This is a genomic window from Methylobacterium komagatae (assembly GCF_042661665.1).
Classification (GTDB): domain Bacteria; phylum Pseudomonadota; class Alphaproteobacteria; order Rhizobiales; family Beijerinckiaceae; genus Methylobacterium; species Methylobacterium komagatae.
In genome coordinates this window covers 4,750,470-4,776,744 of sequence record NZ_JBHSWN010000001.1, presented here as the reverse complement: position 1 = coordinate 4,776,744, position 26,275 = coordinate 4,750,470, and the positions used below count along the sequence as shown (strand labels likewise).

Annotated in this window: 26 protein-coding genes and 4 pseudogenes; 14 read left to right on the top strand and 16 right to left on the bottom strand. The window is 66.9% G+C overall.

From position 1 onward, the window contains the following. Positions 1–29 precede the first annotated feature (29 nt). The 3 genes from ACFQE0_RS23560 to ACFQE0_RS23550 all read right to left on the bottom strand — a co-directional run bounded on the left by ACFQE0_RS23560 (position 30) and on the right by ACFQE0_RS23550 (position 2,713). Positions 30–368, bottom strand: coding sequence for a hypothetical protein (locus ACFQE0_RS23560; RefSeq protein ID WP_378973953.1), 339 nt, complete (start codon positions 366–368; stop codon positions 30–32). Between the two features lie 226 nt (positions 369–594). After that, complete coding sequence (locus ACFQE0_RS23555; protein ID WP_378973951.1) at positions 595–2,013, bottom strand: TadE/TadG family type IV pilus assembly protein; 1,419 nt, start codon at positions 2,011–2,013, stop codon at positions 595–597. Positions 2,014–2,242: 229 nt separating this feature from the next. Continuing rightward, entirely contained in the window at positions 2,243–2,713 is a 471-nt protein-coding gene (locus ACFQE0_RS23550; RefSeq protein ID WP_378973948.1) for a PAS domain-containing protein, read from the bottom strand. A 222-nt stretch (positions 2,714–2,935) separates the two neighbouring features. On the opposite strand from ACFQE0_RS23550, the gene ACFQE0_RS23545 reads away from it, so the two are divergent. Both ACFQE0_RS23545 and ACFQE0_RS23540 read left to right on the top strand, forming a co-directional pair. Then, positions 2,936–4,417, top strand: coding sequence for a methyl-accepting chemotaxis protein (locus ACFQE0_RS23545; protein WP_378973945.1), 1,482 nt, complete (start codon positions 2,936–2,938; stop codon positions 4,415–4,417). A gap of 159 nt (positions 4,418–4,576) precedes the next feature. Next, positions 4,577–4,732, top strand: a complete 156-nt coding sequence (locus ACFQE0_RS23540; protein ID WP_378973943.1) for a hypothetical protein — start codon at positions 4,577–4,579, stop codon at positions 4,730–4,732. Between the two features lie 38 nt (positions 4,733–4,770). Here the strand turns inward: ACFQE0_RS23540 and ACFQE0_RS23535 are convergent, their stop codons facing one another. Next, positions 4,771–5,556 carry an SDR family NAD(P)-dependent oxidoreductase gene (locus ACFQE0_RS23535; protein ID WP_378973941.1) on the bottom strand — a complete coding sequence of 262 codons (786 nt, stop codon included), beginning with the start codon at positions 5,554–5,556 and terminating at the stop codon, positions 4,771–4,773. A 105-nt stretch (positions 5,557–5,661) separates the two neighbouring features. Here ACFQE0_RS23535 and ACFQE0_RS23530 point away from each other — a divergent pair, with 105 nt between their 5' ends. Continuing rightward, positions 5,662–6,558, top strand: coding sequence for a LysR substrate-binding domain-containing protein (locus tag ACFQE0_RS23530; RefSeq protein WP_378973938.1), 897 nt, complete (start codon positions 5,662–5,664; stop codon positions 6,556–6,558). A 6-nt stretch (positions 6,559–6,564) separates the two neighbouring features. On the opposite strand, the gene ACFQE0_RS23525 is transcribed toward ACFQE0_RS23530, so the two are convergent. Genes ACFQE0_RS23525 through mdoH form a run of 3 tightly spaced genes read right to left on the bottom strand, consistent with a single transcriptional unit; the run spans position 6,565 to position 8,335 of the window. Beyond that, the gene (locus ACFQE0_RS23525) at positions 6,565–6,870 is read right to left on the bottom strand and encodes a hypothetical protein (RefSeq protein WP_378973936.1); all 306 of its coding nucleotides are present in this window, start codon (positions 6,868–6,870) and stop codon (positions 6,565–6,567) included. An 8-nt stretch (positions 6,871–6,878) separates the two neighbouring features. Further along, the gene (locus tag ACFQE0_RS23520; protein ID WP_378973933.1) at positions 6,879–7,145 is read right to left on the bottom strand and encodes a hypothetical protein; all 267 of its coding nucleotides are present in this window, start codon (positions 7,143–7,145) and stop codon (positions 6,879–6,881) included. Positions 7,146–7,153: 8 nt separating this feature from the next. After that, positions 7,154–8,335 carry a glucans biosynthesis glucosyltransferase MdoH gene (gene mdoH, locus ACFQE0_RS23515; protein WP_378973931.1) on the bottom strand — a complete coding sequence of 394 codons (1,182 nt, stop codon included), beginning with the start codon at positions 8,333–8,335 and terminating at the stop codon, positions 7,154–7,156. 78 nt (positions 8,336–8,413) lie between these two features. Here mdoH and ACFQE0_RS23510 point away from each other — a divergent pair, with 78 nt between their 5' ends. The 4 genes and pseudogenes from ACFQE0_RS23510 to ACFQE0_RS23495 all read left to right on the top strand — a co-directional run bounded on the left by ACFQE0_RS23510 (position 8,414) and on the right by ACFQE0_RS23495 (position 11,696). Then, complete coding sequence (locus ACFQE0_RS23510) at positions 8,414–9,340, top strand: zinc-dependent alcohol dehydrogenase (RefSeq protein ID WP_378975656.1); 927 nt, start codon at positions 8,414–8,416, stop codon at positions 9,338–9,340. Positions 9,341–9,368: 28 nt separating this feature from the next. After that, a pseudogene (locus ACFQE0_RS23505) lies at positions 9,369–9,772 on the top strand (6-pyruvoyl trahydropterin synthase family protein). Next, positions 9,769–10,821 (top strand): glycosyltransferase family 4 protein, encoded by a 1,053-nt coding sequence (locus ACFQE0_RS23500; protein WP_378973928.1) that lies wholly within the window; start codon positions 9,769–9,771, stop codon positions 10,819–10,821. Before ACFQE0_RS23505 ends, ACFQE0_RS23500 begins: the two are co-directional and overlap by 4 nt. Further along, positions 10,818–11,696, top strand: a complete 879-nt coding sequence (locus ACFQE0_RS23495) for a class I SAM-dependent methyltransferase (protein WP_378973926.1) — start codon at positions 10,818–10,820, stop codon at positions 11,694–11,696. The genes ACFQE0_RS23500 and ACFQE0_RS23495 overlap by 4 nt, the downstream gene beginning before the upstream one ends. On the opposite strand, the gene ACFQE0_RS23490 is transcribed toward ACFQE0_RS23495, so the two are convergent. The 4 genes and pseudogenes from ACFQE0_RS23490 to oxlT all read right to left on the bottom strand — a co-directional run bounded on the left by ACFQE0_RS23490 (position 11,670) and on the right by oxlT (position 14,794). After that, positions 11,670–12,206, bottom strand: a complete 537-nt coding sequence (locus ACFQE0_RS23490; protein WP_378973923.1) for a cytochrome b — start codon at positions 12,204–12,206, stop codon at positions 11,670–11,672. The genes ACFQE0_RS23495 and ACFQE0_RS23490 overlap by 27 nt on opposite strands. Next, entirely contained in the window at positions 12,203–12,994 is a 792-nt protein-coding gene (locus tag ACFQE0_RS23485; protein WP_378973920.1) for a RibD family protein, read from the bottom strand. The genes ACFQE0_RS23490 and ACFQE0_RS23485 overlap by 4 nt, the downstream gene beginning before the upstream one ends. Positions 12,995–13,190: 196 nt before the next feature. Then, a complete protein-coding gene (locus ACFQE0_RS23480; RefSeq protein ID WP_378973918.1) occupies positions 13,191–13,373 on the bottom strand; it encodes a hypothetical protein in 183 nt (60 codons plus the stop codon). 103 nt (positions 13,374–13,476) lie between these two features. Then, positions 13,477–14,794, bottom strand: a pseudogene (gene oxlT / locus ACFQE0_RS23475) (oxalate/formate MFS antiporter). A gap of 715 nt (positions 14,795–15,509) precedes the next feature. Here oxlT and ACFQE0_RS23470 point away from each other — a divergent pair. Beyond that, positions 15,510–15,773, top strand: coding sequence for a hypothetical protein (locus ACFQE0_RS23470; protein WP_378973916.1), 264 nt, complete (start codon positions 15,510–15,512; stop codon positions 15,771–15,773). Between the two features lie 51 nt (positions 15,774–15,824). Here the strand turns inward: ACFQE0_RS23470 and ACFQE0_RS23465 are convergent, their stop codons facing one another. Beyond that, positions 15,825–16,034, bottom strand: a complete 210-nt coding sequence (locus ACFQE0_RS23465; RefSeq protein ID WP_378973913.1) for a hypothetical protein — start codon at positions 16,032–16,034, stop codon at positions 15,825–15,827. Positions 16,035–16,244: 210 nt separating this feature from the next. On the opposite strand from ACFQE0_RS23465, the gene ACFQE0_RS23460 reads away from it, so the two are divergent. The 5 genes and pseudogenes from ACFQE0_RS23460 to ACFQE0_RS23440 all read left to right on the top strand — a co-directional run. After that, positions 16,245–16,895, top strand: a complete 651-nt coding sequence (locus tag ACFQE0_RS23460; protein WP_378973910.1) for an NAD(P)-dependent oxidoreductase — start codon at positions 16,245–16,247, stop codon at positions 16,893–16,895. Between the two features lie 59 nt (positions 16,896–16,954). Continuing rightward, positions 16,955–17,419 (top strand): hypothetical protein, encoded by a 465-nt coding sequence (locus tag ACFQE0_RS23455; RefSeq protein WP_378973908.1) that lies wholly within the window; start codon positions 16,955–16,957, stop codon positions 17,417–17,419. A gap of 81 nt (positions 17,420–17,500) precedes the next feature. After that, positions 17,501–17,911 (top strand): FixH family protein, encoded by a 411-nt coding sequence (locus ACFQE0_RS23450; protein WP_378973905.1) that lies wholly within the window; start codon positions 17,501–17,503, stop codon positions 17,909–17,911. After that, positions 17,908–19,372, top strand: a pseudogene (locus ACFQE0_RS23445) (efflux RND transporter periplasmic adaptor subunit). The gene ACFQE0_RS23450 and the pseudogene ACFQE0_RS23445 overlap by 4 nt, the downstream one beginning before the upstream one ends. Further along, positions 19,369–21,938 (top strand): annotated as a pseudogene (locus ACFQE0_RS23440) (efflux RND transporter permease subunit); the annotation flags it as partial. The pseudogenes ACFQE0_RS23445 and ACFQE0_RS23440, both read left to right, overlap by 4 nt. Before the next feature lie 146 nt (positions 21,939–22,084). On the opposite strand, the gene ACFQE0_RS23435 reads toward ACFQE0_RS23440, so the two are convergent. The 4 genes from ACFQE0_RS23435 to ACFQE0_RS23420 all read right to left on the bottom strand — a co-directional run bounded on the left by ACFQE0_RS23435 (position 22,085) and on the right by ACFQE0_RS23420 (position 25,468). After that, positions 22,085–23,428 (bottom strand): IS1380 family transposase, encoded by a 1,344-nt coding sequence (locus ACFQE0_RS23435; RefSeq protein ID WP_378968723.1) that lies wholly within the window; start codon positions 23,426–23,428, stop codon positions 22,085–22,087. 72 nt (positions 23,429–23,500) lie between these two features. Beyond that, on the bottom strand, positions 23,501–24,121 hold the full coding sequence (locus ACFQE0_RS23430; protein WP_378968789.1) for a dihydrofolate reductase family protein: 621 nt from the start codon (positions 24,119–24,121) through the stop codon (positions 23,501–23,503). Between the two features lie 5 nt (positions 24,122–24,126). Then, positions 24,127–24,663 carry an SRPBCC domain-containing protein gene (locus ACFQE0_RS23425; RefSeq protein ID WP_378973903.1) on the bottom strand — a complete coding sequence of 179 codons (537 nt, stop codon included), beginning with the start codon at positions 24,661–24,663 and terminating at the stop codon, positions 24,127–24,129. Positions 24,664–24,676: 13 nt separating this feature from the next. Further along, entirely contained in the window at positions 24,677–25,468 is a 792-nt protein-coding gene (locus ACFQE0_RS23420; protein ID WP_378968785.1) for a VOC family protein, read from the bottom strand. Between ACFQE0_RS23420 and ACFQE0_RS23415 the strand changes: the two genes are divergently transcribed. Continuing rightward, positions 25,468–26,262 carry a winged helix-turn-helix transcriptional regulator gene (locus ACFQE0_RS23415; RefSeq protein WP_378968782.1) on the top strand — a complete coding sequence of 265 codons (795 nt, stop codon included), beginning with the start codon at positions 25,468–25,470 and terminating at the stop codon, positions 26,260–26,262. The two genes, ACFQE0_RS23420 and ACFQE0_RS23415, sit on opposite strands and share 1 nt — an antisense overlap. The last annotated feature ends 13 nt before the right edge of the window (positions 26,263–26,275 follow it).

The window sequence follows — 26,275 nt, the reverse complement described above, 5'->3', positions numbered from 1 at the left end:
CCGAGCCAGGCACTGAGGCGGACAATTCCCTAGAAGGCAGGGACGCGCCACCAAAGCGATGTCTGGATTGTGCAGGTCGTCAGCGACTGGCCGCCGACAAGGCCCGTCGTCTGCTGCATGCGGTGGCAATGCAGGTAGGACGGCCAGATCACCGCACAGCCGATTACGACGGCCGAGAACAGCACCAGACCGATCATCACGTTCGCAACGACGTCCCACCGATGAGCGCGACGATCGACGGAAGTCTTCACACCGAGATTGTGGTTGGAGAGAAATCCCTCCCGGTCGGATCGCGACGTCCCACCCCAGGTGGCCTGCCTCTGCGTGGTCGGCCCGCGAGCGGGGGAGGAGGGAATCTTGGTCATCATCGAGTGATCCGGGATACGGCCCTCACTCTGGTCTGGCCGCGCTAAAATACGATTATCATCGAAGCATCCGCCGCGATCGACGTGAATGAAATAAACTCAGATCGCCGAGGCTATTCACGAAGATTGTGGTTGGCGGGTAGCAAGCAGAGCTTAAAGCAACGAAAGTCGGCATTGCCCGTCGTCACGACATCCGGCACCGGCCCTAGCTAAAGAGGGCTCAGCGCCCTCATTCCGAGAGCACGACCCTGCCTCCGAGAGGGCCCACGCCCTTCGGCACCGGCACGCTCGTGCCCTCGTAATTGGCGTTGAGGTACAGGTTCGGTCCCTCGTAGAGGTTGACCTGTCGCGCGACGACGACCGTGTAGGCCGATTGATCCGCCACCGGCTTGTCGGCGTCGATCACGAGACGGCCCGCCGGAAGATAAATCGTGCCGAGCATCGTCCGGGCATTGTTGCTGATGATCCGATAAATTCGCATCGGACTCGTCTGCCCCAAAGGAGCAGGCGTCGGAGACACGGGCGCACCGGTGAAGTCGTCGGCAACCCCGATCGCCGGATCCAGCGGATTCCAGACGAAAGTCTGCTCGGACATCAGCATCCCCGCCATCACGCCGGTCGTCGGCGCCGCGAGGCTGATCGTCGTCTTCTTGTCGAAGAGCAGTCCGGCCTTGTCGCCCGCGAAGTAAAGCCCGACATCGACGCCTGTCAGCGTCGCATTGTCCTTCACGATGAGGGGCCCATCCTTGAAGACGTAAATGCCGGGCTTCATCGTCGCCACGGCGTTTTTCTTGATCGTGAGGCCCGCACAATAGGTGCCGGGCTCGAGCGTCACGTCCTTATCGATGACGGGCATCTGGCCGAGCGGCAAGAGGTTGAAAGGGTAGGGCAGTGTGAGGCACGCGCCGACCGGCGGCGCGGGCCTGCCCTGCAGGGGATCCTTGATCACAGGACATCCTGTCTGAGGTGGTGGCGAAAAGTTCGCGCGGATGCCGGAATAGCCTCCCACCGAGCAGATCGTCTCCGCCCGGGCCATGGCACTGGCGCCGCCGACCATTCCGGCCACGTTCGCCGAATCCGAATAGAGCGCACAGCCGAAGGCGGTGACCTGCGCATTCTTCTGAAGGTTGAAGGCGCCGGGAGCCGCCGGATCGAGGGTGAGCATGCACAGGCGCATCTTGCCCACGATACTGACCTTGGCCTGCGCCGAGACGGTCTGGTTGCTCATGCCGATGAAGCGGCCGAAGGTGAGCGAGACCGTATCGACCGCCTTGGCGAACACGCTGGTCTTGTCGCTCGCGACATCGACGGTGATCATCACCTGCCCCCCGCTCGGCGCCGGAGCGTGGGTGACGATCATCTGCTCGACCACGCCCTTGACCGAGGCCGCGTTGGACGAGGCGAGCTTCAGGGCGTTGCCCCCTGCCAGAACTCCGACATCGACGGCGTTCTGCAATTGCGAGCGCCGGGCGACCAGGCGCGCATAGTCGATGCCGCCGCCCACTAAGCCGAATAGAACCGGCGACGAGAGCGCGAAGGTCAGAGCGACACCGCCCCGGCGGCGCCTGACGAAGGACGAGGCGAGTTCGGTCCACCAGCCGAGGACACGCCGACCGCGACGAACCGTGGTGCTGCCCCTGCTTGCCATCTCATACAAGTTCGAAAGGTGGATTTGACGGACACCTAACGAAGGAAAGTATGCGCCCGGTTAAGTTCGCTAGGTGATTTCTGCACAAACAGCCTTAGCTTCAGCCATAGTTCAAGAGTTCATAAGACAATCATATGTTACAAGCCGCTCTGGGCAAATCGATGAGAGAAATACGATCTTCTTCCTCTAAGATGAGGGGCCGGCATCAAGGCCGCTCATCCCGTTGCCGTCATCCGAACATGGGGGTTTTGAGGAACGGGATGATGCCAGCCTCCTGCAGGCCGACGGCCTTGTAGCGTCCGGCGCCGCCCTCGGTCGGCCGCCCCCGCCTGCGCACCACCTCGCGCTCGAAGGCGATGTAGGCTTCCGTATGCCCGTCCAATCCTTGAATCGGCCGGATGTCGAGTTCGCAGAGGTAGGGCTCGCCGGTCATCCGATAGTTTTGCAGCCGTCCAACGAAGCGGCCCTCCGTCCGCAGCGCCCGCTGGACCTGCCGCACGCCCTCCCGGCTCGTCCCCGCGCCCTGAAGTATGCGGGGCGTCCTGCCCAGGACATCCCGCACCTCGTACCCGCTCATCTGCGCGAAGGCGTCATTCGCGTACAGGATCGTGGGTCCAGGGCGACCGAGTTCGGCGTCGGTGACCAACACACCGACCTCAAGCGGATCGGCGAGATGACGGACGAGATCGATGAGGTGCATGGCTCCGCTCCGTGGGAGCCCGGGGTATATTCAGAAATTGTTAAGCGTCGTTTAATGGGCAAGATACGAAATCGATCACCTTTTTTCCTAGAAAACCCACGAAATTCAGAAATCGTTAGAGGTTCGCTCGCTAGCTATTAGCAAGCAGAGCTTCCAATGAAATCGCCTGACCCATCGGCGGCTCCCCTCTTTGGTGCAGCGTTCGAGGCAGAGATGCGTGGGATGACGTGGAGCTGGAAGAACAAGTCGGCCGGGAGATCGAGCGAGATCGCCGCCCTTGCTGCGCTACGCACCAATGTCATGATCGCCGACGCGGCCATGAACATCACGTACATGAATCCGGCGCTGACGCACTTCATGCAGGAGGCTGAGGCCGACCTGAAAACGGAATTGCCGCGCTTCGATGCCGCCAAGCTCATCGGCAGCAACATCGACATCTTCCACAAGGACCCTTCGCATCAGCGCCGCATGCTCGCTGCCCTCGACAAGCCGCATGAGGCCACCATCCGGGTCGGCAAGCGGGTGTTCGATCTGCTGGTGACGCCCCTTTCCGAAGGCGGTCGGCGCATCGGCTTCGTCGTGGAATGGGCGGACGCGCAGGAGCGGCTCCTGAACCTCGACTACTCGTCGCAGATCGCCGCCATCAGCCGTTCTGAGGCGGTCATCGAATTTCAGCCCGACGGTACGATCGTCACCGCCAACAGGAATTTCCTCGATCTCATGGGCTACGAGCTCGACGAGGTGAGGGGTCGGCACCATGGCATCTTCGTCGAGCCGGAGGCCCGCGCGACTGGGGAATACAACGCCTTCTGGGATCGGCTGCGCAAGGGCGAGTACCAGGCCGCCCAGTTCAAGCGGATCGCCCGCGACGGGCGACCGGTCTGGATCGAGGGCTCGTACAACCCGATCCTCGACCGCCACGGCAAGGTGGCCAAGATCGTGAAGTTCGCCAGCGACGTCACCGACGACGTGAAGCGGCTGACCGAGTTGAAGGTACTCATCGATAAGAACTTCGCGGAGGTCGACCGGGCGGTCGGCCTGTCGAACAGCGAATCCGAGGAGGCTCGGCTCGCGGCCGGCAAGACGTCCGAAAACGTCCAGTCCGTAGCGGCGGCCGCCGAGGAGCTCGCCCATTCCGTCGATGAGATCGCCGCCAGCATGAGCAAGGCGCGGGCGAGCAGCGACGAGGCCCAGTTGCAGACCCAGGCGGCGGGCGAGTTGACGCAGAGGCTGAGCGCAACGGCGACGGCCATGAGCGGCATCGTCGGCCTGATTCAGAACATCGCCAGCCAGATCAACCTGTTGGCCTTGAACGCGACGATCGAATCCGCGCGCGCGGGCGAAGCGGGCCGGGGCTTCGCCGTCGTGGCGCAGGAGGTGAAGAACCTCGCTAACCAAGCCTCCCGCGCGACCGATCAGATCGCGGGCGAGATCGGCAACATCCAGGCGGTGTCGACCCAGGTGGTCGGATCGCTGGAGACGATCCTGGCCTCGGTCGAGACCATGCGGGACCTCGTGGTGAGCACGGCGGCATCCGTCGAGCAGCAGAGCGTGGTCACGCGGGACATGTCCGCGAACATGCAGGACGCCGCCGGGGCCGTCGGGGCGATCGCGCAGAACATCGGGGCGATCGTCCAGGCGGTCGGCAGCGTGTCCCAGGCCGTCGAGACGACCAAGGGCGCCGCGCGCGTCCTGGCACGCTGAGGGCGACGCCATGGGCTGTGTTCACCGACTGCCCGTCGTGCTTCAGGGTGAGGCCGGTCAACGCTTGGCCGGCGAACTCGCCGCCCTCGTCGGCGCGGGGGAGACCCTGGATCGCGGCACCATCAGATTGCAGTCCTGCGAAGGTCGATCACCGAGGCCTTGCAGGCGCTCCCGGATGCGCTCGCCGCGATGCTGTCGAAGCTTCCGGCCGACGACCCGAGAAGGAGCGCGGTCGAGGACGCCGTGTTCAAATTCATGGGCGAAGTCGAGGTGCTGGTCGCGATGGTCGAACCCGGCCGCAAGCGCGAGCACTGAACCTCGTCGCCACCGGCCACACCAGCCCTCGTCCGACGTCAGGCGATGGTCGGCACGATGCCGCCCTCGACGCGGAGCGCCGCGCCATTGGTGGCCCCTGCCAGCGGACTCGCGAGATAGGCGACGAGCGCGGCGATCTCGTGCGGCTCGATCATGCGCTGGATCAGCGACAGAGGCCGGTGAACGCGGAAGAATTCGGCCTCCAACTCCTCGGCCGTGAGATCCGGCCGCGAGGCGACGCTCTTCAGAAAATCGACGATGCCCTCAGAGCGGGTCGGGCCGGGCATCACCGTATTCACGGTCACAGCGCTGCCCTTCGTGAGCTGCGCCAACCCGCGGGCGATGGTCAGCTGAGCCGATTTCGTCACCGCATAGTGGATCATGTCCGGCGGCGGCACGAGGCCCGATTCGCTCGAGACGAACACGATCCGGCCCCAGCCTCGTTCGCGCATGCCGGGGAAATAGGTCTTCGCCAAGCGCGCGCCGGACACGACGTTCACCTCGAACAGCCGGTGCCAATCCTCGTCCCTGATGTCCGTGAAATCCTTGGCCTCGTAGATCCCGAGATTGTTGACCAGGATGTCGACCTTGGGGACCAGTCTCGCGAGCGTCGCTGCACCCTCGGCCGTCGCGGCGTCGGCGAGGATCCCGCGCACCCGCCCGGCTTCGTGGATCGTGGCAACGGCCGCGTCGAGCTTGGCTTGCTGGCGCCCCGTGATCAGCACGTCGGCGCCCTCTGCGGCGAGACGCTGGGCGATGGACAGCCCGATTCCCGCAGTCGCCCCCGTGATGAGGGCCCGCCGTCCTGTGAGTTGCAGATCCATGATGACCTCCGTGTTGCTGGCAGGGAGATGGATCCGCCCGCTTTTCGTGAATAGATCGCAGGAGATCACGTCACTCGTGCATCAGAATCACGGATGGGACGCCCGATGGATAATCGGCTCGGCGAGATGGAGGCCTTCCTTCAGGTCGTCCGGTGCGGCAGCTTCGCAGCGGCGGCCAAGGCGCTGCGCCAGACACCCTCGGCACTCAGCCGATCGGTAGCCCGTCTGGAGGCCCGATTGGGCGTCGCTCTCCTGCGACGGACGACCCGCGCACTGACCCTGACACCGGAGGGAGAGACGTATCGGGACCGGGCCGCGCAACTCATGGAGGATCTCGAAGCGGTCGAGCGTGGGCTTACCGACGATGCGGCCGAGCCGAGCGGCCGGCTCCGAGTCAACGCGTCGGTTCCGTTCGGAACCCATGTGATCCTGCCGGTTCTGCCGCAATTCCTCGCAAGGCATCCCCGGATGAGCGTCGATCTCGCGCTGACCGACGAGGTGATCGATCTCGCCGTCACCCCGGCCGATATCGCCATCCGCGTCGGCCCGCTGCGCGATTCCCGATTGCGGGCACGCCGCCTCGGATCCAGCCGGATGGTGGTGGTCGCCTCGCCCGCCTATCTCGGCGCGCACGGCACGCCGACGCATCCCGACGAACTCACCGAGCACAATTGCCTGAACTTCAGTTTCCGGCGCTCCATCGACACCTGGCCATTCCGCGTAAGTGCGGGGGTGAGCCAGCGGCCGATCCAGGGCAACTTCTTCGGAAATTCCGGCGAGGTGGTGCGCCTGATGGCGGTGGGCGGCGCCGGTCTCGCGCGGTTCGGCCGGTTTCACGTGTCCGCCGACCTTGCCGCAGGGCGCCTCGTGCCGGTTCTGGAACCGTTCAATCCCGGCGATACGGAGGAGATCCACGCCCTGTATGTCGGGCATGCCCGGCTGGCCCTGCGCATCCGCGCCTTCGTCGACTACCTCGCCACCCATGCGACGGTCGAAGGCTGAGCGCCGCTATCGGTTGGGACTCTCGGTCACGAGTTCCTCGGGCGTCGCGCAGAGGGCGCTCCGCTTCATTGCACGACCGAGTGACGGCAGGCTGGTCGCCACGGCGAAGGGGACGCATAGGAGCAGGCCCGCCAGGAGAGGCAGGCTCCACAGGAACGCGGCCGGATTGAGCCAGAGCGTAAGGAGGGCGGGCACCATCCCGATCCCGAAACAAGGCCAGAGACGGCGCCACGCCAGGGCGAGGGAGACGCGCCCTCCGTCCCGATCCTGCCGGTTCCAAGCGGACCGGTGGCCCGAAAGGGCACGACACATGGCGATCGTCAGCCAGACGCAGAGCACTGGGAAGAGCAGGAAGGAGAAGACGAGCCCACCACGGCGCCGAGGGCGACGCGCGCGCGACCACCGTAACGGTGCGCGGCCGATCCAGAGGTGAGGATCTCGGCATAGCCCGCGAGCGTCGGGGCCATCGAGCCCGCGAGCCACGCAAGGTAGAGGGTGCCCGCAAGCCCTGCCGGGAACGACGCCCCCGCCTGCATCGTCGCCAGCGGAGACAGCAGCAGCGCGAGCGTGAGCGCGGGTGCGGTCATGAACATCATCACCGCCGCCACGAGCGGAAGCGGCTCGTCGGCGCGATGCCTGGCAGGCCGAGCAGCCGGACATATTGCAGGTTGCCAAGGCACCAGCGCGCTTCGCGCTCGACATGGTCGAGCAGCGTCGGGGGGTTCTCCTCGAAACTCCCGCCCTCCGTCGGCAGGACCCGCACCTCGTAGCCCGCACGACGCATCAGCACCGCCTCGATCTGGTCGTGGGACAGGATCGGCCCGCCGAACAGCCCCGGCGAGAGCACGGGAAGACGGCAGAAGGCGCCGAAGGGGGCGATGCGGACGAGGGCATTGTGACCCCAGAATGGCCCGCAATCGCCCGACCACCACGCGGCTCCCATCGTGTAGGGGCGCATGCCCTGGCGCATGCCGAACTGGAAGATCCGGGCGAAGGGGCTGGCCGACGCGGTGCCGACGACGAGGCTCTGAAGGATGCCGATCCTCGGATGGGCCTGCATGATCCGCACGAGGTCGAGGATGCGCGATCCGTCCATGGCGCTGTCAGCGTCTAGCGGCAGCATCGCTTCGTACCGTTCCCCGGTCTCCCGACAGAATTCCTGAAGGTTCCCGGCCTTGAAGCCCGCATTGTTCGCCCGCCGCCGGTAGGCGATCCGATCCCCGGCCTCGGGATCCCGTGCGGTCCAATCCGCCATCGCCCGCTCTTCGGCGGCGATGATCGCCGGATCGTCGCTGTCGCTCAGCACGTGAAAGGCGAAGCGGCTGCCCCATCCGGTCGCGTCGAGGCTCGCCTTCACCCGCTGCAGACGGGCCAGCGCCCGGCCCGGATCCTCGTTGCGCAGGGGCATGACGATGGCCGTGTCGATCCGGATCGGGTCGTCCATCGGCGACGCGAACGGCGCGGCGGCGGCGAGGCCGACGGGACCCCGCGCGATCAGCCACAGGCCGATCAGCCCGTTCCAGACACCCATGATCGTCCAGGGCAGAATGAGGGTGCAGCAGACGACCAGGACGAGATCGACCGGCTTCCAGCCCCCTGAGCCGAGCACGGCGCCCACGAGGCCGAGGAGGCCCGCGAAACTCAAGAAATTCAGGAGGAAGAAGATCCAGCGGCGTCGACGAAGGACCGTCGCCGATTGAAGGCCCGCCGGTGTCGTGGAAAGGAGACTTTCCTCGAATTCCGGAACCCTGTGCGGCGGGCGGGCGACGTGCATCATTCTGAAGGGTCCGGCACCGGAGTCGAGGAGGGGGACCGGGCGAGGGCGCTCTGGTACAGGGCCGCCGGCTGCGCCGAGTTGCGGCACGAAGTCCTGCCGCCCGCAGGCCCGGGCGAGGTCGTCGTCGAGACCCTGTGGACCGCCCTCAGCCGGGGAACGGAACGGCTCGTCTTCCACGGGCTCGTCCCGGACACACTCCACGAGCGCATGCGCGCCCCGGCGCAGGAAGGCCGTTTCTCCTTTCCGGTCAAGTACGGCTACTGCGCGGTCGGCCTGATCGCGGCGCGAGGCGAGGTGGCCTCGCCCTACGTGTTCGCGCTGAAGCCGCACCAGGAGCGTTTCGTCGCTTCCCCCGACAGCCTTCATCCGATCCCTCCCGGCGTCCCGCCGCGCCGGGCCGTGCTGGCGGCGAACATGGAGACCGCGCTCAATGCGATCTGGGATTCGGGCGCCGGGCCGGGGGACCGCATCGCGGTCGTCGGCGCGGGCGTCGTCGGCCTGCTCGTGGCCTATCTCGCGGGCGGGATCGTCGGCTGCGAGGTCACGGTGATCGACCGGCTGGCCGAGCGGGCCGCGCTCGCCCAGCATCTCGGCACCGACTTCGCAGAACCCGGCGCCGCCACGAGGGGCGCGGCAGACATCGTGTTCCATGCAAGCGCAAGCCAGGAGGGCTTGGCCGAGGCTCTGTCCCTCGCGGGCGACGAAGGCCGCGTGGTGGAACTGAGCTGGTACGGGACGCGCGCCGTGACGGTGCCGCTGGGGGAAGACTTCCACGTGCGCCGCCTGAACCTCGTATCGAGCCAAGTGGGGCAGGTCTCGGCCTCCCGCCGCCCGCGCTGGACCTACGCACGCCGGATGGGCAAGGCCCTCGACCTCCTGACCGACCCGCGCCTCGACGCGCTGATCACCGAAGAGGTCGCCTTCACCGATCTGCCGGAGGCGCTGCCCCGGCTGCTCGCACAAGACGCCGCCGGTCTCTGCACGGCCGTCCGCTACCGATCCTGACAGACCACGCCGTCACCGGAGCCGAACCATGTACGCCATCGAGGTCCGCGATCACGTCATGATCGCCCATAGCTTCCGGGGGAGTTGTTCGGCCCGGCTCAGGCGCTGCACGGCGCCACCTTCGTGGTCGATGTCGCCTTCTACCGGCCGACGCTCACGGAGGAGGGGGTCGTGGTCGATATCGGCCGGGCCGGAGAGGCGCTGAAGCGCATCCTGGCACCGCTCACCTACCAGAACCTCGACGCCCTGCCGCAATTCGAAGGCATCAACACCACCACCGAGTATCTGTGCGGCTACATCCACCGGGAGATGGCCGCCGTGGCCCGGGCGGGCGGTCTCGGACCGGGCGGGGAGGGCATCGCGCGGATCCGCGTGATGCTGCACGAGTCGCACATCGCGCGGGCATGGTTCGAGGGGCCGGTCCAGGCGTGATCGAGGCCTGCTTTTGCGTTCCGGGGGACCTCGACACGCCGACCGGGGGCTACGCCTATGCCCGGCACCTCCACGCCCGCCTGCCGGAGGCGGGAGTAATCGTCTCGCCGGTCACCCTGTCGGCGGCCTTCCCGCATCCGGGCGTCGCCGACCTCGCGGACACCGCGACGCGGCTCGCCTCGGCTCCGGAGGGGACTGTGCTGCTGATCGACGGGCTCGCCTATGGAGCCCTGCCGACGCCCGTGATCGCCGCCGCCGGGAGGCGGCCGATCGTGGCCCTGGTGCATCATCCGCTCGGCCTCGAAGCGGGGCTGAGCCGCGACGAGGCGAACCGCCTGATCGGCACGGAGCGGGCGGCGCTGGCGCTGGCGGCCCGCGTGGTGACGACGAGCCGCTTCACCCGTGATCTCCTCGCGGCCGAGTTCGCCGTCCCGGCGAACCGGATCACGGTGGCGGAACCGGGCACCGAACCGGCGCGGCGGGCGAGAGGCGGGAACGGCCATCCCGTGCGTCTCCTGGCAGTGGGGGCACTGACGCCGCGCAAGGGATTCGACATCCTCGTCGCCGCACTGGAACGCCTGCCGGATCTCCCCTGGGATCTGACCATCGCGGGGGCGCTGGACCGGGCGCCCGACCATGTCGCAGCCTTGCGCAGGGTGATCGCGGAGGCGGGGCTCGATGCGCGGATCACCCTGGCAGGGGCCGTCTCGGCGACCCGGCTCGACGCCCTCTACGACGGGGCCGATCTCGTGGTCTCGCCCTCCCTGTTCGAGGGCTACGGGATGGCGCTGGCGGAGGCCCTGGCCAGGGGCCTTCCGGTCGTGTCGACCACGGGCGGCGCGGCAGCCGATACGGTCCCGGATGCGGCCGGGTTAAAGGTGCCGCCGGGCGATGGCTCCGCTCTCGCCGAGGCCCTGCACGTCCTAATCAACGGATCCACCCGCCGGGCCAAGGCGGGCCAGGCGGCCTGGGAGGCCGGGCAACGGCTCCCGCGCTGGTCCGACACGGCGCGCTGCGTGGCGCGAGTCTTGAGGCAGGTGCGGCCATGACCGGTTTCAGCCACGAATGGCTTGCCCTGCGGGAGCCCGCCGACCACCGGGCCCGCGACACTGGCCTGGTCGATGCGCTGGCCTCCGCCCTGGCGGCACGCTCATCGGGGAATCGGGCGCAGACCATCATCGATCTCGGCAGCGGCACCGGATCGAACCTGCGCGCCCTCGCGCCGTCCCTCGGGCCGCATCAGACGTGGACCCTCATCGACAACGATCCCGCCCTCCTGGCGGTAGCCCGCACGGTGCTGGCTGCCTGGGCCGACCGGTCGGAGGAGGACGGCGGGGATTTCGTCATGGAGAAGGGCGAACGGCGAATCCGTGTGGCCTTCGCAACGGCCGATCTCAACGCCGCCCCCGCCGGGATCCTCGATCCAGCACCGGACCTCGTGACCGCCGCCGCCCTGTTCGACCTCGTTTCGGCAGGGTGGATCGATCGCTTCGCCGAAGCGACAGCGGCCTCGGGCGCACTCTTCTATACGACCCTGAGCTACGACGGGTCGGAGACGTGGCATCCACCACACCCCGCCGACACGGCGATGCATGACGCCTTCCTCGCGCATCAGGCGGGCGACAAGGGGTTCGGCGCGGCCCTCGGTCCCGGCGCCACGGCGGCGCTGGAAACGGCTTTCCGCGAGCGAGGCTACGGGGTGCGAACGGCCTCGAGCCCGTGGCGGCTCGGGCCTGACGAGAGCGATCTGATCGCACAACTCAAGGACGGCAAGGCGGGGGCCGTCGCCGAGACGGGCCGAGTGCCGGCCGATGTCGTGGCAGCCTGGGCCGTCGCGCGGGGCAAGCCCGGCACCAAGGCCCTCATCGGCCACAGGGATTGTCTGGCCGTGCCGGGATCAGTGCCCGGCGAGCATGCGCCGTAGGGTCCCGTCGCGGCGGACCACGTGATGGTGGATGGCCGCCGCCACGTGCAAGGCGACGAGGGCGACGAGGGCGAAGGCCCCGGCGGCATGGACCTTCAGGATCGCCCCGCCCACCGGCATGCCGCCGGTGATCGGCAGGGTGAGCGATGGCCCCCAGAACAGGTTGACCGGCGCGCAGCAGGCGGAGGTTCCCGCCCAGCCGAGGATGGGGACGATCAGGATCAGCAAGTAGAGCGCCGCGTGGGAAACGCGCGCAGCCCGTCGCTGCCAAGCCGGGATGCCGGCCTCCGGCGCCGGAGCCCCGCGCGACAGGCGCACCAGCAGGCGGGCCAGGACCAGGGCGAGCACGACGAGGCCGAAGGATTTATGCCATTCGTAGAGTTGGTTCTGCAGCGGTCCCTGGCCGACATTCGTCATCGCCAGAGCCACGATCACCTGCTCCACGATGATCAGGGCGACTGCCCAATGGAGCAACTTCTGCGTGGCCGAATATGAAGCCGGTTGCGTCATGACGGATGTCCCTCCCCGACAGTGCGACGCAAGTCGCAATCGAAAAGAACCTCGCCCGCGCCAAGCGGGTAAGTCGTCGTCACCGGCCGCATGGCCTCGCTGAGGGCAGAGATCGGCCGAAGGTCGAGGCCGGATCGCCCGGAGCCTAGGAGCAGCGGCGCGACCATTAGATGGAGCCGGTCGATGGCCCCGGCATCGATGAAGGCCGAGACGGTGCGGGCGCCGCCCTCGACCAGAAGGCGGGCGAAGCCCAGCGAGCCGAGCCGGGCGACGATCGCCCGGGGGCAGAAGATCTCGTCCTCGCCCATCCGGACGGCTTCCACGGAATCCGGCACCCAAGCGTCCGTCCGGCAGACGACGATCCTGCGCGCCCCGTCCTCCGCGAGGCAGCGGGCCGTCGGCGGGATCCGGCCAGAGGGATCGATGACGATGCGGGCCGGGTTCGCGCCTTCCACCCGGCGGACCGTCAGCAGGGGATCATCCGCGAGCACCGTGCCGATGCCGACGATGACGGCATCAACCCGGGCGCGGATGCGGTGCAGGTGATCCAGCGCCGGGCACAGGTTGATGTATTTCGAATCCCCCGACGGGGTGGCGATCCGGCCGTCCAGCGATTGGCCGAGCTGCGCGACGACGAAGGGGCGCCGCTTCGTGCCGGCTTCGAACGGCGAGAAGATCGCGCACGACGTCGTACCTCTGTCGTCACCGCGAGCGCGCAACACATCGAGCGTGGCCGGAGCAGGCGGATCGGCTTGGCAGGGACCTCCCGACCCCGTCACGACGGTCATTCGCTGAGCCCCATCGCACGCGAGAAACGGAAGGCGCCGTCCGAGGATTCCGATGGCTACGCTTTTGAGATTCCTAGAACGTCGTGAGGACCGGGAATAGGCGGCTATTGCGCGCGCGGTTGCAGAAGTGCGCGCTGGTCTCACTCGCAGCGCGAGAGGCAGGACGCTCGCCCTCGCTGCCCAAACACACGACCCGCTATTCGGCGAGCACGAAGACGAGCCCGAGGATGGCCACCAGAAGCGAGCCCCCCGCGAGGTAGTCTCGCGGATCCTCCACGGGGCGCTTGCCCTTGCTCGCACCTGCAATGCCGGCCCCCGCGAGCGCGATGAGAAGAAAGCCGAGCCCGAGCAGGTCGGTACTCTGAACGAACGGCGGCATCGGTCGGTCCTCCGCTGGTGTCGATGAGCTCCTTCATCATACGCAAAGGGCCCGGACAATCATCCGGGCCCTTCACGCATTCCGGTAAGGCTTGCCTCCCGGCTTAGGCCGTCGCGACCTGGCTGATCGGAGCGACCTTAGCGGGGAGCTGCGCTTCGGCCACGACGCGCTTGCGCCAGGGCTTCAGCACCGCGATCGCCAGGATCGAGGCCAGGATGTTGGCTCCCGCTGCGGCCAGGAACACGCCGTCCCAGTTGCCGGAGCTCTGCTGCAGGTAGTTGGCGAAGGGCACGAGCAATGCCGCCGTTCCCTTGGCCGTGTAAAGCAGGCCCGCATTCGTCGCCGCGAACTTCGCGCCGAACGTATCCGTGCAGGTCGACGGGAACAGCGAGTAGATCTCGCCCCAGGCGAAGAACACGAAGCCCGACAGCAGCACGAACCACACCGGATCACTGCCCCACAGGTAGAGCATGTAGATGCCGAAGCCTTCCATCGCGAAGGCGATGAACATGGTGTTCTCGCGTCCGATCCGGTCCGAGACCCAGCCGAAGAACGGACGCGTCAGGCCGTTGAGCACCCGGTCGATCGTGGCGGCGAAGGTGATCGCCACCATCGTTACGCCGAACAGCGTCACCGGAACCTTGTCGACGTGGATGTCGGCCGCGATCGGCTTCAGGTTGGCCGTGATCATGAGACCACCGGCACCGACCATGACGAACATGACATACATCAGCCAGAAGATCGGCTGACGGACCACCTGGGCCGGCGTGTAGTTGCGGCGCGTCTGAATGACGTTGGCGTTGTTCGACACCTCAGGGATCTGACCGCTCTTCGGGGATGCCAGGAAGAAGGCGAGCGCAGCGACGATCAGGCCCTGGCCGAGTCCGAAATACAGGAACGCGGACTGGAAGCCCTGGTCGGCGATCATCCACTGGATCGGCGCGACGGTGAGGGCGGAGCCCGCCCCGAAGCCCGCGGCGGTGATGCCAGAGGCCAGACCGCGCTTGTCCGGGAACCACTTCAGCGCATTGCCGACGCACGTGCCGTAGACGCCACCAGCGCCGATACCGGCGATGATCTGGCCGAGGTAGAACATCCCGAGCGTATCGGCGTAGGCATTGATCACCCAGCCGATACCACACAGGATGCCGCCGAACAGGACGACGACCTTGGGGCCGTACTTGTCCACGAACCAGCCCTCGACCGGCACCAACCAAGTCTCGAACAGCACGAACAGGGTGAAGGCCCACTGGATCGCGGCGCGGTCGAAACCGAATTTCTTTTGGATCTCGGGGACGAAGAACGTCCAGCCGTATTGCAGGTTGGCGATCATGACCATGCAGACGACGCCGAGCACCAGCTCGCATCCAGCGATAACCGTCGCTGACGCGTTGCGGGTCTGCCTCAGTTGGTTTTGGCATTGCAAATCCTCCCTGCTGAGTGACTGGTAAGCAGTCCGCAGCGGCTATTTTGAATTTTGATAATCTTACCGAAGCTTGCGGGCGTGCGCGATGCTGAGATTGCGTATTTCGGGCATAAACACGTAACAATACTGCCGATCTGAGGCAGCACTGAACGATTGCACAAGACTTTTCCCCATCCGGAGCGTGCCGGACCAGTATCCCCATACGGCGACGAAGCCACCCCTCGAGCCTTGTATGTGGTATACCAACGATACCGCATGACAGGTCTGCGTCAAGCGAATGCCGCAACAATTCGTTTTTGCGCTGCAAAAGACTGCAGCTGCAAGACCAACATACCGCAAAATCTGATTTCAGCCGCGCTCGCCGCGAGAGCGCGCGCCATCGGATGGCATTGCCTCATCCTGGGAGACACTTAAGACTCCGCAGCGGTCAGGATTTGGCATTAAGGTCTTCGGCGACTTCTCGGGTCGCAAGTTCTTCACCGACGGATTTAGTTACCGTTAGAACCCCGATTCGATTTTGCCATGACGAGCATGAATAACGAGATAAACGTTGTTATCGGCGCCGCAGGGGAACCACTCGTGCGATCGCGAAGGATCGGCGGGATCAGCGACGGCGGCCGAGGCGCTCCGGCACAATGGCAATTCCCAGCATCCCTGGCTTTTGCGATTCGCACGCCTAAGTCCAAGGCGCTCGGCTTCAGGAACCGCCCATGCTGTCGCGATCTGCCCTATTGGGTCTGTGTGCCTTGGCGCTCGGCGCCGGTTCAGCCCATGCGCAGCAGCCAACGGGTCAGATGGAGGTGAACTGCTCGCAGTTCACGCACAATCCGGATGGATCGTGGAGCGTGAAACAGCCGATCGAACTCTTCAGCGAGACCGGTCGTGTTCGCATCACGCCCGGGCCGCCGTTCAAGCCCGGAATGTCTTTCGGAGGGCTGGACATCGCGAAGATGCTCGACCGGCAGTGCCGCTAGGCGCGGGCATCGACCGCCAAAGCGTGGATGCCCGTCCCGTCGCAGGCCGTCCTAGCGAAGGGTCGGTGATTCGCCCGGCTTGAGATGGCGATCTCCACCATCGGGACCGGTCGGTGAGACGTGGTCGTTCAGGCGTCCCAGGTGCTCGAAGACATGCTCGAAGGCAGCGGTGACGGCCGCCTCGAACGTACCGTCGCCTTTGCCCTGTGCATTCCTCAAGGCCGCCAACAGGTCGCGATGCTTCTCGGTATCCGTGGACATGGCTTCCTGCTCCCCTTGGGCCTGGATCGGTACCCAAGGCAAGCCTCGGCTCTCGGCCGCGGTTCCGAATGTCATGACGGGGCCCTGCTCGGTTCCGACTTTTGCGCCGGTCGCGAGCGGGGCGCAGGGGCAAGGGGCCACATGGCGGATCATCGCGAGCGCCCGATCTTCTGGGGATCCCGTCATCCTTCCAGCTCATCAGGCATCGCAATGGCCCACGTTCTCGTCATCGGTGCCAGCCAAGGTATCGGCTTCGAAACCGTGAAAGCGGCCCTGGCCGCAGGGCATCAGGTGCGGGCCTTCGCCCGCTCGGCGGAGAAGATCGCCCTGTCCGACCCGAATCTCGAGCTTCGTCAGGGTGACGCCCTGAAGGAGAACGACATTGCGGCGGCACTCACGGGCATCGACGTGGTGGTGCAGGCGCTCGGCGTACCCGCGCGGGAGCTGCTTGGGCCAGTCCGCCTCTTCTCGGAGGCAACCGGGATCCTCGTCCCCGCGATGGAGAAGGCTGGAATCCGCCGGTTGGTGGCCGTAACGGGATTCGGCTCCGGCGACAGCCGCCAAGCCATCAGCCTCTTGCAGCGCCTGCCGTTCCGGCTGGTCTTCGGACGCGCCTACGACGACAAGGATGCCCAGGAGATGCGCATCCGCCGGAGCGGCTTGGACTGGACGCTCGTGCGGCCGGGCGTGCTGACCGGCGGACGGGCCACAGGCCGCTACCGTGTCCTCGATACCCCCTCATCCTGGCGCAATGGGCTGATCGCGCGGGCCGACGTCGCGGACTTCATCACGGGACAGATCGAGGACAGGAGCCGGATCGGCAAGGCCGTCGTGCTGATCCATCACGCACTGCCGGTGTAAGGTCAGCCGCCACGCCGGGTGGACTTCCGCACCGGCCCGGAATTTGGCATTGTTGCGCCGTGACCCTCTGGCTCGCCCTCCGGCGACTGTTGCCGCTTCTGGCGGTTCTCAGCCTCGCCCTGACGCCGGTGGCCGCTCCCGCGGCCACCGCGGGTATGCATGCATCGATCGCGCATGCCATGGCGGGGATGGACCCTTCCGCCATGGCGCCCCACGAGGCCGCGTCAGCCGGAATGGACATGGCGGACGGCATGAGCATGGACGACATGCCCTGCTGCCCCAAAGCCGATGCCCCCAAGTCAGACGCTCTCACGGCACACGCGCCCAAGCCCGTCTCCTCCAAGCCGGATTGCGCGAAAGGGTGCCCGCTGATGGCCCTGTGCCTGGCAGGAGCGGCGTCCTTGCTGCCCACTTCCGTGCCGATCCCCGTTCCCGCTGCGACCCGCGCCAAACGAGCTTGGCCGGAGCCCGGGCGCTTCGCCAGCGTCCACGGGACACCGTACCCGGAGCCTCCCCGAGCCTGAACCCGATGCCGCCGGCGCCCGCGCCGGCTCGCTGACGCGCGCCCGCGCGTCGCCCTCCATCGCGTTCAGGAGACAAGATCCGTGACCAAGAACCCCTTCGCGCGCGCCCTGTCGGCTGCGCTGCTCGGCGCTGCTTTTTCGGCGTCTGCGACGATCCTGCCCGCCCAGGCGGACATCAAGGACTACCAGTTCCAACTCGTGCAGCAGGAGGCGAAGGTCGGCGAAGCCGTCGTCGCCGTGCGTCTCGTCGACAAGCGGACCGGCAAGCCGGTGCCGGACGCGGTGATCTTCGCCAAGCGCCTCGACATGGCCCCCGACAGCATGGAGGAGATGGTCACCCGACTCGAGCAGCTGCCCTCGACGGAGCCCGGGATCTATCGCTTCAAGGCCAAGCTCTCGATGGCGGGCGGCTGGCGTCTCTCGCTCGGGGCCAAGGTCCAGGGCGAGACCGGCACGGTCGAAGACAAGCTGGTCTTCCAGGCCGTCAAATGAGCCGAGCTGCCTGGCTTGCCGGGACCCTCGCCGCGTTCGCGGCGGGGGGCCTCGGCTACGTTGCCGGACATGGGGGAAACCCCGTGCCGGCCTTCGCGGAATGGGCCCCTTCCCAGGCCGCGGCCGCGTCTCCCCCGCGAAGGCGAGCGGGCCGGTGGTCTATTATCAGGATCCGGATGGGAAGCCGGTCTATTCGGCGTCGCAGATGGCGACAGAGGATGGACGCGCATTCCGCGCCGTGCGTACCAGCGAAGACGTCAGCTTCGAGGACGCGGACGATGCGGAGCCCCTGCCGACGGAGAGGGCCGCCCTAGGCATGGCGCAGGGGGAGACGGGCAAGGCCGCCGGGGCCTCCCGTCGTATCCTCTACTACCGCAATCCGATGGGCCTGCCGGATACCTCACCGACGCCGAAGAAGGACTCGATGGGGATGGACTATATCCCCGTCTATGCGGGCGACGACGAGGGCGGCGACGTCGTGACCGTCTCGCCCGGGCGCGTCCAGCGCACCGGCGTCCGCACGGAGACCGTCGACCGGCGGGTCGTGGCACAGCCGGTGCGCGTCCCCGGCACCGTGGCGCTCGATGAGCGGCGCGTGACCGTCGTGGCGACCCGCTCGGACGCCTATGTCGATCACGTCGAGAACGTCACGACAGGAGATCGCGTCCGCAAGGGGCAGGCGCTGGTCCATGTCTACTCCCCCGACATCAACGCGGCGGCGGCCCAGCCATCGCCAATCCGGGCTTCGACGGGGCCCGGCGGCGCCTGCAGAATCTGAACGTCTCCGAATCCGTGATCGATGAGATCGACCGCAGCCGGAAGGTGCCGATGGCCATCACCTGGGCCTCGCCGCGCGACGGCCTCGTCCTGCAGCGGAACGCCGTCGAGGGCATGAAGGCGGCCGCGGGGGATATCCTGTTCCGGATCGGCGACATCTCGACCCTCTGGGTGCTGGCGGATGTCCCCGAGCGTGACCTTTCCGGGGTCAGGGTCGGCCAGCCCGCCACGGTGCGTTTGCGGTCGGCCCCGGGCCGTAGCATCGCGGGCAAGGTCGCGGTGATCTACCCGCAGGTCAGCCCCGACACCCGGACCACACGGGTGCGGATCGAGCTGCCGAACCCCGACGGGACCCTGCTGCCGGACATGTACGCCGACGTCGAAATCGCCACCGGCGATGGAAGGCCAGTCGTGGCGGTGCCGAGCGTTGCGGTGATCGACACCGGAGAGCGGCAAATCGTGCTCATCGATCGCGGGGAGGGCCGCTTCGAGCCGCGGCCGGTGACGATCGGGGTTCGCGGCACGGATTACACGGAGATCCGCGACGGCGTCGCCGTCGGAGACACAGTGGTGACGTCGGCAAACTTCCTGATCGACGCGGAGAGCAACCTGAAGGCGGCGCTGCAATCCCTCGCCTCGGCAAGGGACGACCGGCAGGCCGCGAAGGCGGGAGGCACGCCGTGATCGCGCGCCTCATCGGCTGGTCGGCCCGCAACCTCGTCCTCGTGCTGGTCGGGACGGTCTTCGCCGTCGCGGCGGGCGTCCTGGCGCTGAGGGCGCTTCCCCTCGACGCAATCCCCGACCTCTCGGACGTTCAGGCCATCGTCTACACCGAGTATCCGGGGCAGGCCCCCCAGGTCGTCGAGGACCAAGTCACCTACCCCCTCACCACCGCCATGCTGACAGTGCCGAAGGCGAAGGTGGTGCGGGGCTTCTCGTTCTTCGGCGTCTCGTTCGTCTACGTGATCTTCGAAGACGGCACCGATCCGTATTGGGGCCGGTCGCGGGTGCTCGAATATCTCAACGCGGCGGCGAGCCGCCTGCCGCCCGGGGTGACGCCGACGCTCGGCCCCGATGCGACCGGTGTCGGCTGGGTCTACCAATACGTCGTGGTGGCCAAGGAACGGACGCTCGCCGAACTGCGCTCGATCCAGGATTGGGTGATCCGCTTCGGCGCCTCGCGCGCCGAGGGCGTGGCCGAAATCGCCAGCGTCGGCGGCTTCGTGAAGCAGTACAATGTCGTCGTCGATCCGAATCGCCTGCGGGCTCAGGGGATCTCGCTCAACAAGCTGCGGGACGCAATCCGCGCGAGCAACGCCGACGTCGGCGGCCGCACCGTCGAGCCTCCGAGTTCGAGTTCATGGTGCGGGGGAGGGGCTACCTCAGGAGCATCGCCGACATCGAGAACATCGTGCTGAAGACGGCCGGTGGCACGCCCCTGCGGGTGCGGGACGTCGCCCGCGTCGAACTGGGGCCGGACGAGCGTCGCGGCATCACGGAGATGAACGGTGACGGCGAGGTCGCCGGCGGCATCGTTCTTCAGCGCTTCGGCGCGAACGCGCTCTCCGTCATCGACGGGGTCAAGGCGAAGCTCGCCGAAATCGCCAGAAGCCTGCCGGCCGGAACCGAGATCCTGCCGGTCTACGACCGCTCCCAACTCATCGACGCGGCCATCGACACGTTGCGGCACACGCTGATCGAGGAAAGCGTCGTCGTCTCCCTCGTCTGCGTCGTCTTCCTCCTTCACGTCCGGAGCGCGCTCGTCGCCATCCTGATGCTGCCGGTCGGCATCCTGATGGCGCTCGGCGGCATGAAGGCGCTCGGCATCGGCGCTAACATCATGAGCCTGGGGGGCATCGCCATCGCGGTCGGCGCGATGATCGACGCCGCCATCGTCATGATCGAGAACGCCCACAAGCATCTGGAGCGTGCGCCCGAGGGCAAGCCCCGCATCGAGATTCTGATCGAGGCCGCAGGCGAAGTCGGGCCGTCCCTGTTCTTCTCGCTCCTCGTCATCACGGTCAGCTTCCTGCCGATCTTCACCCTGGAGAGCCAGGAGGGACGGCTGTTCGGGCCGCTCGCCTACACCAAGACCTTCGCCATGGCGGCGGCGGCGTTGCTGTCGGTGACGCTGGTTCCGGCGCTCATGGTCCTGTTCGTGCGCGGGCGGATCGTCCCCGAGCACCGCAACCCGCTCAACCGCCTGCTCATCTGGCTGTACCGGCCGCTCATCGCCGGGGTGCTGCGGGCCCGCCTGCTCACCATCCTGATCGCCATCGGCGTGCTGGCGGCGACCGTCTGGCCCGCCCGGCAACTCGGCTCCGAGTTCATGCCCGACCTCGACGAGGGGAGCCTGCTCTATATGCCAACGACGCTGCCGGGCCTCTCCGTGACCAAGGCCGGCGAACTCCTGGCCACCCAGGACCGCATCATCAAGAGCTTCCCGGAAGTCGCCTCGGTCTACGGCAAGGCGGGCCGCGCCAACACGGCGACCGACCCCGCGCCAATGGAGATGTTCGAGACCGTCATCGCCCTGAAGCCGAAGGCGGAGTGGCGGCCGGGCGTAACCCTCGCCGGCCTGAAAGCCGAGATGGACGCGGCGCTTCAGTTCCCCGGCGTCTCGAACGCCTGGACGCAGCCGATCCGCGCCCGCATCGACATGCTCTCCACCGGCATCCGCACGCCGGTCGGCATAAAGGTCATCGGGACGGACCTCAAGGCGATGGAGGGCATCGCCCGGCAGGTCGAGACGGTCATCCGCGCCGTGCCCGGCACGTCGAGCGCCTATGCCGAGCGGGTCATCGGCGGTTACTTCCTCGACATCACCCCGGACCGCGAGGCGCTGGGGCGCTACGGCCTGATGGTCGGCGACGTGCAGGACGTCATTGCGACGGCCTTGGGCGGGCAGGCCGTGACCAACACGGTCGAGGGCCGCGAACGCTACACGGTCAACGTGCGCTACCCCCGCGCCTTCCGCTCTGACCCGCGCGCCATCGCGGACGAGGTGCAGGTGCCGCTTCCCGCAGGCGGCACGGTGCCACTGCGCGAGGTCGCCAAGGTCGAGTTGGCTCGGGGGCCGACCTCGATCCGCACGGAGAACGGGCAACTCGCAGTCTACGTTTTCGTCGACATGGCTGGCCGGGACCTTGGTGGTTACGTGGCGGAGGCGCGCAAGGCGGTGGCCGATGCCGTCACGCTTCCGCAGGGCATGACGCTCCAATGGAGCGGGCAGTATGAATACCTAGCCCGACTTATTCATTGGGCTTCGGCGGACGGTGCGTTTTGGGCTGATGGCGAGCGGGATCGCACGTCTGTTCTGACGCGTGTGGATCTGGAGTGTTCTGTCGGCGCTGGAGGGATGGAAGCGGGTTCGTCGGGGCGTCACAGCCCCGTGGTTCAGGCCGGGGCCGGAGCAAACGCGGTCGCGAGGTGGCGTAGCAGGTCGGCCTCGGGACAGGCGGCAGCGAAGGCAAGACGGACACGGGCAGCGGTCTCGCGGATGCGGGCCCCGAGCTTGAGTAACCGCAGCCGGATCGTCGCGAACTCGGCTCTGGCGAGACGATGGGTCTTCGGGATGGCGTCGCGGACGGTCAGCATCAGCCAGTAAGCCGCCGTGTGCAGCACGAGCCGCATCTGGTTGGCGGCAGGGTTCCGGCAGGAGGTGCGGTCGGAGGCCAACTGCGTTTTGTGGAGTTTGATCAGGTTCTCGGCCTGACCGCGGGCGCAGTAGAGGTCGGCGTAGAGCCATTCGGGCGTGCCGGTGGTGATGTTCGTGACCACGTAGCGGATGTCGAGGCCGAGCCGCGTGGCCTCGATGCGGGCAGCGACGCGGCGTTGCTGTCGCCAGGACTTGGCCGCGTGCGTGGTCTCGGCAAAGCCGCGCACCGCATCCTTGTCGTCGATGGCCCGCGCCACCCGGATAGGGTCGGCGGTGTCCTCGACCTTGGCGGCGAGCGCCTTGGTGCCGGTCAGGCCGAAGACGTAGGTGACCCCATTATCCTCGCACCAGTCCATCGCCTCCGGCCGGCCGTAATGGCCGTCACCCCGGATGGTGATCGCGGTGTTCGGCCAGTGGCGGCGGATCGCCCGGACGAGCCGACGCAGATGGCCCCGCACCTCGCGACCCGAGGGCGTCTTGCCCGGGCGCAGGATCATCGCGACGGGACGGCTGGTGGCGGTGTCGTAGACGTGGATCGGCAGAAAGCAGCGCTCAGCGTGATGAGCGTTGAACAGCGACAGTTGCTGCTGGCCGTGCACCACATCACAGGTGTCGTCGATGTCGAGAGTAACGGCGGCTGGCGGCACGGCGTAACTGGCGCAGTAGAGGTCGACCAGCACCCGCCCGAGCCGGATGAGGTCGCGCAGGCCCGGCGTGTTCTCCAGCCGCGAGACGGTGGGTTGGCTCATCAGGTCCGCGCCGCTGTCGGGCAGGCGGCCGCAGGCGAGCTTGAAGGCTGGATCGGCGCGCAGATGGTCGAGGTCATCGGCATCCTCGTACCCGCAGGCGATGGCCAGGATGCGTGCCAGCAGGATCTCGGGCAACGGATGCAGAACCCGGCTCGGATCACGCCGGTCCGGGATCACCGCGGCGAGCTTCTCGGCGATGCCCAACCGTCGGGCAGCCTGGGCGAGCAGCAGGACGCCGCCGTCCGAGGTCAGGCGTCCGCCGTCAAACGCAGCTGTGAGCTTCTTGCCCCAGACGGATGGAAACGCGAACGGGAGACACGTAGGATCGGACATGGCGGGCGTGGCGGGCTCGATGCGGTCTGAAGGCTTGGCAACAGCACCCAATCCCTAAGCCATATCAATGGCCTACGCTACGCTCGCCACCTCAGATCCACTGCCCTCATGAATAAGACGGGCTAGGCTCGGCAGGTCGATGCCTGCGAACAGGTGCTCGCCCCGGCCCATAACAATGGGCGACACCGCCAGGTGCATTTCGTCGATCGCCCCAGCGAGCAGATACTGCCGGACGGTGGACACGCCACCTCCGATCTTGACGTCCAAGTCGCCAGCGGCGGCCTTGGCTTGGGCGAGCGCCGCCTCGATCCCCCCGGTCACAAAATGGAAGGTCGTCCCGCCCTTCATCACGATGGACGCGCGAGCGTGATGGGTGAGGATGAAGGTCGGCGCATGATACGGGGGATTGTCGCCCCACCAGCCCTTCCAGGCGTCGTCCGGCCATTCGCCTCGGATCGGGCCGAACATATTGCGGCCGAGGATGAAGGCGCCAAAACCTTCCATCCCGGTTTCGGCGAAGCGATCGTCAGTCCCGCCGTCTTGCCCGATCATTGATCGAAAGGCTCGCGTCGGGAAGAACCAACGCATCAACTCCGGCCCGCCTTTGCCGAGCGGATGCTCCATGCTCTGGTCCAGGCCGGCCCCGAAGCCGTCGACGGACACGGCGAAACCTCTTACGCGCACCTTGCTCATAGCGATCAGACCTTCGCGTCCAGGCTGATGATAAGCTCGTCCAGCTGTTCGAATTGCTCACTCCACCCGCTGGTGCTTCCGGAGGCTACGGCGTCATCAAGCGCTTCCTTCGAGGGATAGAGTTCGTGCACGACGATGCGTGTCGCGCCATCAGTGTCCTCGAACGCCACTGTGGTGATGGGCCCGTCTTCGCCCCCTTCGTCGTTGGTCCAGACGAGGCGGGTATGGGGCGCCACCTCGATGTATCGGCCGAAGAACGCCATGGGTCGTTCCGCTGAGGGGTGGCCCATCAGCAGACGGTACGCTCCACCCGTGACGATGTCGGCCTCGAAGGAGATCAGGGAGACGCCACAGGATTTGGGCACCCACCATTTCTGGAACAGCTCCGGCCTCGACCATGCTTCGAAGACGATCTGCGCCGGGCCGTCGACAATTCGCATGACGGCGAGCCCCCTGTCCGATGCCCTCTCTACCGTCGTGCGTGCCTTGCTGGCCGCGGGCGCACTCTGTCTGCCTGCGTGCATCAGCGTCTCGTTCGTCATCGCTAGCCTCCGTTCACGCTGCCTGGCGCGGGCCGGCAAGCCCGAGTCTGTTGCCTGACGGATCGGCAATGTTGGCTGAGTAGCTGCCTCCGGGGATCGGATCTGGTCCCTGAAGCACCGTGCCGCCCTTATCGCGGACCGTCGCGAGCGCGGCATCAATGTCGGCCACGTGTACGTACCAGTTCCAACGGGATGGCGCTCCAATAGCGGCACTCGACATCACGGCGCCAGGCCGTAAGTCGCCCCGGCCGATGAAGGCGTACTCGCCCATCCCGCCCATTGGCATGGCCCCGAGCTTCTCCCAGCCGAACAGCGCTCCGTAGAACGCGAAGGCAGCTTCGGGATCAGGGGTCGCGAGTTCGATCCAGACGCCGTGCCCGAGGGTTTGCTCCATCCCGAGGGGCACCGGCCCAAAAGCCCGGCTCTCGCCGGGGCTCGTCGCAGCCATCAGGGCGAAGACCACGTCCTGCGGGTCGCTGACCATGACGAAACGCCCGACATGGGGAATGTCGACAGGCCCGAACCGGATCCGGCCGCCGAGATCCACCACCCGAGAGACCGTGGCGTCGACGTCGCGGGTCGCGAGATAGACCACCCAGCCGGGCAAGCCGGGCGCCTCCGGCATCGTTTGCCGGATCCCTGCGACGGGGCGTCCGTCCGCCTCGGCGATCCGGTAGCCACCATGCTCGGACATTGGCGACGGCGCGACGCACCAGCCGGTGATAGCCTGGTAGAAGGCCTGCGCCGCGTCCTGGTCCGTCGCGTTCAGTTCAAACCAGATGGGTGTACCCTCGACAGCTGGCATTGAGCGTATTCCTCCATGTCGATGGGCCCGTCGTCCGCATCGCGGCACCGCTGAAGGCTCCGCTTTGCCAAGGCTGGCATTCTCGGTTACACAAGACAACCATGAAGTTAGATAAAATAACTAACGAGGCATCTGCGCCACGAGAGCGTCGGTACGACGACGCGTGCGGCACTGCGCTCGCCCTGGAGTTTGTCGGCGAGCGCTGGTCGTTGCTGATTATGCGCGAACTGGTCTTCGGTGCGCGTCGCTTCGGTGAGATCCGGGCAAACCTCCCGGGCATCAGCGCGAACGTTCTGACCCAGCGCCTGGAAAGCCTGGAAGATGCAGGCATCGTCCAGCGCTATCGATTGCCATCACCGGCCAACGTGCAGGTCTACGATCTGACGGAGTGGGGCCGCGAAGCCGGGCCGCTGATGCGCGACCTGGGTCGCTGGGCGGCTCGCTCGCCGCGGCATGACCGGAGCCTCTTCATGTCGGCGGCCTCAGCCATGATGTCGCTCCAAGCCCTGATCGACCGAAAGCGCGCTGCAGAACTCCCAGTGTCGGTCGCTTTCCACTTTCCCGGTGAGGACTTTGGCGCGACGGTGACTGGCGGCGAGATCCTTGTGAGCCGTGGTGCCATAGAGGCATCCAACCTCGCTTTTACCGGAGATACGATGGCGATGCGCCGCACGATCTATGGCAAGGCGCCCTTAGCCAAAGACGGTGCAGGCGGCACGCTTGCTTTCGTTGGCGAGGCCGATCTCGCACGGTCCTTCGTCGATCTCTTCTATCTGCCGGCCAAGATTTCTTGAGGAGCGACTTAGC